This is a genomic window from Neobacillus niacini (genome assembly GCF_036961885.1).
GTDB lineage: Bacteria > Bacillota > Bacilli > Bacillales > Cytobacillaceae > Neobacillus > Neobacillus niacini_H.
In genome coordinates this window covers 23,916-30,943 of sequence record NZ_JBALNQ010000020.1, presented here as the reverse complement: position 1 = coordinate 30,943, position 7,028 = coordinate 23,916, and the positions used below count along the sequence as shown (strand labels likewise).

Here is a 7,028-nt window from a genome sequence, read left to right as displayed (position 1 = left end):
ATCAACAGCCAAGTTTAAGACAGCCAATAAAAAATATAAAAAAGGTGAACGAAATATCTTCAATCACGTCTTATACATAAATAGAAAATTGGGATTATGGGGGAAAGAGAGGACAAGACGGATGGATCCATTAGTAAAAAGTGCAAAAGAGGGGGATCAACTTGCATTTGCCATGCTGTTTAAAGAAAATTATCCATTCCTTGTAAAGTATTTAATTAAAATTACAATGAATCCCGATATAGCTGAAGAACTCGCACAAGATACAATGGCAAAATGTATTCAAAAAATGAATCTCTATAATGGTCAAAGTAAATTTTCGACTTGGCTGATTTCCATTGCAACCAATGCTTACATTGACCACTGTAGAAAACAAAAAAGAGAAAACAATTGGAAGGGACAAGAAGAAGTTTATCGAAAGTTGAAATGGCATTTTGAAAGCCGGAATGAGGAATGGAATGATGCCATAGGGGCATTAGGAAAATTGCCCGTAGATGTTCGGGTTCCTATTGTTCTTAAGCATTATTATGGTTACTCATATGATGAAATTGGAGCATGGCTAAAAATTTCTCCTGGAACGGTTAAATCAAGAGTTCATAATGGTATTTTGGCGGTAAGAAGGGAGCTGAAAATAGGTGAAGAAACAGAAGGTCGTCATACTCGACAACGAACAACAAAATAAACGTGACTTAGATGCTATTCACGCATTGCAAGAAGGGTTAACTAAGGTTGATCAATTCCCTGTCTATACTCCGGATTTACAATGGTTTGAAATAATGATTCAAACTGAGAAGCAAAATAGCAGGAAAAAACTAATGAAAGAATTATCCATGTTTATCATGATAGCATTAATCATTTTAAGCGGAATAATCGTATCTTTTTACCAAATGCCTGTGGTATTTATCTTCATTCAAATCATTACTTCGATTTTTATTGTACTATATACATTTACAAGGTTTAGTAAGAAGGTGAATAGTAATGAATGAAGAACTCTCACTAACTGTCATAATCCTAGTTGCTGCAATCTTGTTGCTCCAAAGTATCTTTTTGTTCTTGGATGCGAGGAAACGCAATCATAACTATTGGTTATGGGGAATTGTTGGTCTCATTCAAGCACCGATGCCCACTCTATTTTACTTGGTATTTGTTCGAAAAATCTTTCGAAGAAGTAATGATTCATAATACTCCGTACAGTTTTTTAAAAGAGAGTTGTCAAAATTCTGAAAAATGGGAATTGACATTCAAATTAACTAATGATAATCTAACAAAGGATGAAAAAAAGGAAAAGGAGGGTTACTAATGATTGTATTACACAGCACGGTAGTAGCAACTGAATATTTGAATGTAACCTGTCCTAGTATGCCTTTATAATTAATTTTATTTGTTATGGGTATTGTCATAGTCCAACACAGGTTGCGTTCTTTTAACGTAACGTGTGTTTTTTTGTCTCTATTTTTAATGTTGAGGCGTACTGCACAAATGCGGTATGCCTTTTTGTCTTTTTTACAGGGGGGTTGATTGTATGTTTACAGTTTTAAAGAAGTTAAGTTGGTTTTTTAAAGAATATTGGAAGCGTTATGTTATTGCTATTTCTTTATTAATTTTCGTAGGGATTCTTGATGTCTTACCGCCTAAATTAATTGGAACAGTAATTGATGATATACATCTTGGGGAAATAAATCATGAGAAAATAGGAAAGTATGTGGGTTTCCTTCTCTTAATAATGGTTTTTTCATATGGCATTACCTACGTTTGGATGTATAAATTATTCGGTGGGGCATTTCTTGTTGAACGGAAGTTAAGATCCCGGTTTATCAAACATTTATTAAAAATGTCACCAACCTTTTATGAGAAAAATCGAACTGGTGATTTGATGGCTAGAGCAACGAATGATTTAAAGGCGATATCGATAACCGCAGGGTTCGGAATATTAACTCTTGTAGATTCAAGTGTTTGGATGCTGACCCTTATTATTACAATGGGGATCTTAATCAGCTGGAAATTGACCATTGCCGCCATCCTGCCACTGCCGATTATGGCCTATATCATGCAAATTTACGGAAACAGGATTCATAAGCGATTCATGGAAGCGCAGGATGCATTTGGGGAATTAAATGATCGTGTTTTAGAATCAGTTGCAGGTGTTAGAGTGATCCGTGCTTATGTCCAGGAAGAGGAGGATGGCAGAAGGTTCCATCAATTAACAGAAGACGTCTTCCAAAAGAATATCAAGGTTGCCAGAATAGATTCACTATTTGATCCAACTATTAAAATACTGGTCGGAATCAGTTATATGATTGGTTTAGGTTATGGAGCCTATTTAGTCTTCAACCAGTCGATAACCTTAGGGGACCTGGTTTCTTTTAATGTATATTTAGGAATGTTAATCTGGCCAATGTTTGCGATTGGTGAATTAATTAATATCATGCAAAGAGGAAATGCTTCACTAGATAGGGTAAATGAAACACTATCCTTTGAAGAGACAGTTGAGAATCCTTTACAACCAGTTAAGATCGAGACTGCTAATAGAATTGATTATAAAAAAGTAACGTTTCGCTATCCTTCTTCCAAAGAGGATAATTTAACTAATATAACGATTCAACTGCTTCAAGGGCAGACACTAGGAATTGTCGGGAAAACAGGAAGTGGAAAAACAACACTAATAAAGCAATTATTAAGACAGTATCCTCTTGGATTAGGTGAGCTGTCTATCGCAGGGGTTTCACTTAAAGAGCAGCCACTAAATCAAGTTCGTAACTGGATAGGCTATGTGCCCCAAGACCATGTTCTTTTTTCAAGAAGTGTTAAAGAAAATATCTTATTTGGGAACAAGGAAGCAACGGAAGAAGATTTAGAAAGAACAATCGATTTAGCTGCTTTCCGTAAGGACTTAGAAATGCTCCCAGAAGGATTAGAGACCCTTGTTGGTGAAAAAGGCGTAGCACTTTCAGGAGGACAGAAACAAAGGATATCTATTGCCCGTGCATTAATAAAAAACCCTGAAATACTTATTCTCGACGACTCTTTATCGGCTGTTGATGCAAAAACAGAAAAAAGTATTATTGACAATATTCGTGATTTGCGAAAAGACAAAACTACCATTATCACCACTCACCGAATGTCTGCTGTTCAGCATGCAGACCACATCATTGTTCTGGATGAAGGTAGAATAATTGAAGAAGGAACACATGAACAGCTGCTTTCTACTGAAGGATGGTATAAAGAGCAGTATATTCGTCAACAAGTGGAGAGTAATTTGGGAGAAGAAAAAGGAGTGACAGCATGAAAACAGGAAGGCGATTGACCAGTTATGCGTTAAACTATAAAAAAATCATTCTTGTCGCACTTTTTTTGCTGACCATTTCCGTTGGTACAGATCTAGCAGGTCCATTCATCGCAAAAAATATTATCGACCAACATATTTTAGGTATTGAGTCTGTTTGGAACGAAACAACTAATGGAAAAAGTACCGCCGAATATCAGGGGGAATTTTATAAAAAAGAAAAGAATTTCTCAGATAACGAAGAAAAGGGGAAAGAAATTAGAATTTTGCAGGTTGGAACTAAGTTTGTTTTCATGGACGAGAAACTAGAATTTGATGGTAAGAGAACCTTTGAACAGGGAATCTTAACCGTTCAGAAGGGAGATGAGAAGGTTAATTATAACGCAAAGGTCCTAACAAATAAGGAGTTAATGGCGTTTTATAAACTGGAAATCCCGGGGATTATCAAATTGTTGATTGTTTATTTCGGTTTATTAGTGATTTCAGCTATTTTTCAATACGGTCAAAAATTTTTACTGCAAAAATCTGCCAATCGCATCATTCAAAAAATGCGCGAGGATGTATTCGGTCAGATTCAGCGGCTGCCGATACAATATTTTGATAACCTTCCAGCTGGAAAAGTTGTTGCAAGGATTACAAATGACACGGAAGCAATCCGCGAACTTTATGTAACTGTATTAGCTCAATTTTTTACTAGTGCAATCTATATTACAGGAATATATGCAGCCCTATTTATCTTAGATGTGAAGCTGGCAGCCATTTGCTTATTACTTTTGCCAATCCTTTATGGATGGATCATTTTATACCGCAAGTTTGCTTCAAAGTATAATCGTGTTATTCGCTCACGAAACAGTGATATCAATGCGACGATAAATGAATCGATTTGCGGTATGAGTATTATTCAAGCATTCAGAAGGGAAAAAGAAACTGAAACGGAGTTCGAAAAGCTTAATACCGAACATTTTACCTATCAAAATAAGTTATTAAGTTTAAATGCTTTAACCTCTCATAATTTAGTTGGCGTTCTTAGAAACTTGGTATTTGTAGCCTTCATTTGGTACTTTGGCGGACTATCATTAAATCCTGCTTCAGTGATTTCACTTGGTGTGCTCTATGCTTTTGTTGATTACATTAATCGTCTATTTAACCCAGTCCAAGGGATTGTCAATCAATTAGCCAATTTGGAATCGGCTTTGGTTGCTGGGGAAAGGGTGTTTAGTTTAATGGATGAACAAGGTGAAAAGGTTAGTACAAAGCGAATCGAGAGATTTTGCGGAAATGTTACATTTGATCATGTGTCTTTTGGCTATAAAGAAGGCGAATATGTTTTAAATGATATTAACTTTGAAGCTAAACAAGGGCAGACTGTAGCACTCGTGGGTCATACAGGTTCTGGAAAAAGTTCGATTATGAATCTGCTTTTTCGTTTCTATGATTGTCAAAAGGGTAAAATCTTTATTGATGGTATGGACATTATTAACATACCTCGCCAAACAGTTCGCAATCATATGGGGATTGTATTGCAGGATCCTTACCTATTCACTGGCACAATCGTCTCTAATGTAAGTCTTGGAGATCCATCAATATCGAGAGAAATGGTGGAAAAGGCGTTAAAGGACGTTGGAGTCGATAGGGTCTTTAAAAACTTAGAAAATGGATATGATGAACCTGTAATAGAAAAAGGGAGTACGCTGTCTAGCGGACAGCGCCAGTTAATTTCCTTTGCGAGAGCACTTGCGTTTAACCCTGCAATCCTAATCTTAGATGAAGCAACTTCAAGCATAGACACCGAAACGGAAGCTGTTATCCAAGAAGCAATGGATGTCCTAAAAAAAGGTAGAACTACTTTTATTATTGCGCACAGGCTATCAACCATCCGCAATGCTGATCAAATTCTTGTTTTAGACCGGGGGAAAATTGTTGAACGTGGTTCGCATGAAGAACTAATGTTGTTAAAGGGGAAATATTACCAAATGTATGAACTCCAAAAAGGTAATGCAAGTCTAGCGGGTTGATTTTTCACCGAATGTTCACAATTTCACTGTTAATCAGTTAACTTTATCACAGGTAAAAACACTTTATTATGATAATTTATATATGTTTAAGCTCTTTCATAATAAAGGGGTGGGGTACAGATGACGGATTATTCAATCGTAAATGTAATTGGAAGTTTCTTAATTCTTTCGTATTTTATTGGCTATATGATCGTAAAACATTAAACTACAGACAAATGTCTGTAGTTTTTTTTTATTTATTGGGAATATATATGAGAGTGAGGTGGATCATTTATGGATAGATTTAGGATTGAAAAGGATACACTAGGTGAAGTTCAGGTTCCTACTGATAAATTTTGGGGAGCACAAACACAACGAAGCCTCAAGAACTTCGATATCGGAACCGAAAAAATGCCAATAGAAGTTGTATATGCCTTAACCTTAATAAAAAAAGCTGCTGCAGTCGTTAACCATCAATTAGGAAAATTAGCTGAGTTAAAAATGAGGACGGTTGTCTCGGTTTGTGATGACATACTTTCGGGAAAATATAACGAACAATTTCCTCTTGCTGTCTGGCAAACAGGGAGTGGCACCCAAACCAATATGAATGTGAATGAGGTTATTGCGAATCGAGCAAATGATTTATTATGTAGAGCAGGAAGTAAAGAACGGGTACATCCAAATGATGATGTAAATATGTCTCAGAGTTCTAATGATACTTTTCCTACAGCTATGCATATCGCAATATATAGAAAAATAAAAGTGAATTTACTCCCCGCAATTAATGAATTAAAGGTTACTTTTTTAAACAAAGAAAAGCTGTTTACAAAGATAGTGAAGATTGGCAGAACCCATTTACAGGACGCTACCCCGTTGACTCTTGGACAGGAAATTAGTGGGTGGAGAGCAATGCTTGATAAGGATGAAACAATGGTCTTAGAATCAATTAAGTATTTAAGCAGCCTTGCCATTGGCGGTACTGCGGTTGGAACGGGAATTAACGCACACCCTGAGTTTGGTGATAAAATGGCTGAACAACTTTCAACTTTGACCGGATATTCATTTCAATCTTCAATAAATAAGTTTCATGCGTTAACAAGCCATGATGAAATCGTCTTTGTTCATGGTGCGCTAAAGGCATTGGCAGCAGATTTAATGAAGATTGCCAATGATGTCCGATGGCTTGCAAGCGGGCCACGCAGTGGAATCGGTGAGTTGATTATTCCTGCTAATGAGCCGGGTAGTTCTATTATGCCAGGGAAAGTAAACCCTACCCAAAGTGAAGCGTTAACGATGGTTGCCTGCCAAGTTTTTGGGAATGATGCCACCATTGGATTCGCGGCAAGTCAGGGCAATTTTGAATTAAATGTTTTTAAGCCAGTGATTATTTTTAATGCAATTCAATCTATATCGTTATTGTCCGATAGTATTCGTTCTTTTAATGAAAAATGTGCGAGTGGAATCGAGGTAAACGAAGAAGTAATCACAAGGCATGTGGAACGATCATTAATGCTTGTGACTGCGCTAAATCCACATATTGGCTATGAGAAAGCAGCCGCGATTGCAAAGCTTGCATATAAAGAAAATAGTACTTTAAAGGAAGCCGCAGTAAAGACAGGATTTGTTTCAGCGACTCAATTTGATGAGTGGGTTAAACCAGAGAAAATGGTTTAACCTGAGGTACATTAAAAGCCCCCTCCAATATGGAAGGGGCTTAAGCCATGTTATTTATTTGTTGTACTGTGCTTTTTGAA

At 36.6% G+C, this 7,028-nt stretch carries 6 protein-coding genes; all 6 read left to right on the top strand.

Going from position 1 to position 7,028, the window contains the following annotated elements:
* The coding region (gene sigY / locus V7124_RS09390; protein WP_420490518.1) for an RNA polymerase sigma factor SigY at positions 1 to 679 on the top strand (679 nt) is incomplete at its 5' end.
* A complete protein-coding gene (locus tag V7124_RS09385) occupies positions 633 to 983 on the top strand; it encodes a YxlC family protein (RefSeq protein ID WP_335488372.1) in 351 nt (116 codons plus the stop codon). The genes sigY and V7124_RS09385, both read left to right, overlap by 47 nt.
* Entirely contained in the window at positions 976 to 1,179 is a 204-nt protein-coding gene (locus tag V7124_RS09380; protein ID WP_335411161.1) for a sigma-Y antisigma factor component, read from the top strand. The genes V7124_RS09385 and V7124_RS09380 overlap by 8 nt, the downstream gene beginning before the upstream one ends.
* Before the next feature lie 340 nt (positions 1,180 to 1,519).
* Positions 1,520 to 3,283 carry an ABC transporter ATP-binding protein gene (locus V7124_RS09375; protein ID WP_335488369.1) on the top strand — a complete coding sequence of 588 codons (1,764 nt, stop codon included), beginning with the start codon at positions 1,520 to 1,522 and terminating at the stop codon, positions 3,281 to 3,283.
* Entirely contained in the window at positions 3,280 to 5,295 is a 2,016-nt protein-coding gene (locus V7124_RS09370) for an ABC transporter ATP-binding protein (RefSeq protein ID WP_335488366.1), read from the top strand. The genes V7124_RS09375 and V7124_RS09370 overlap by 4 nt, the downstream gene beginning before the upstream one ends.
* A gap of 273 nt (positions 5,296 to 5,568) precedes the next feature.
* Positions 5,569 to 6,948 carry a class II fumarate hydratase gene (gene fumC, locus V7124_RS09365; RefSeq protein ID WP_335488362.1) on the top strand — a complete coding sequence of 460 codons (1,380 nt, stop codon included), beginning with the start codon at positions 5,569 to 5,571 and terminating at the stop codon, positions 6,946 to 6,948.
* Positions 6,949 to 7,028: the final 80 nt, after the last annotated feature.

What these genes read in the sequence shown, in the direction of transcription:
- V7124_RS09375 (WP_335488369.1), top strand. Translation starts at nt 1,520, where the DNA reads ATGTTTACAGTTTTAAAGAAGTTAAGTTGGTTTTTTAAAGAATATTGG.
- fumC (WP_335488362.1), top strand. Translation starts at nt 5,569, where the DNA reads ATGGATAGATTTAGGATTGAAAAGGATACACTAGGTGAAGTTCAGGTT.
- V7124_RS09370 (WP_335488366.1), top strand. Translation starts at nt 3,280, where the DNA reads ATGAAAACAGGAAGGCGATTGACCAGTTATGCGTTAAACTATAAAAAA.
- V7124_RS09380 (WP_335411161.1), top strand. Translation starts at nt 976, where the DNA reads ATGAATGAAGAACTCTCACTAACTGTCATAATCCTAGTTGCTGCAATC.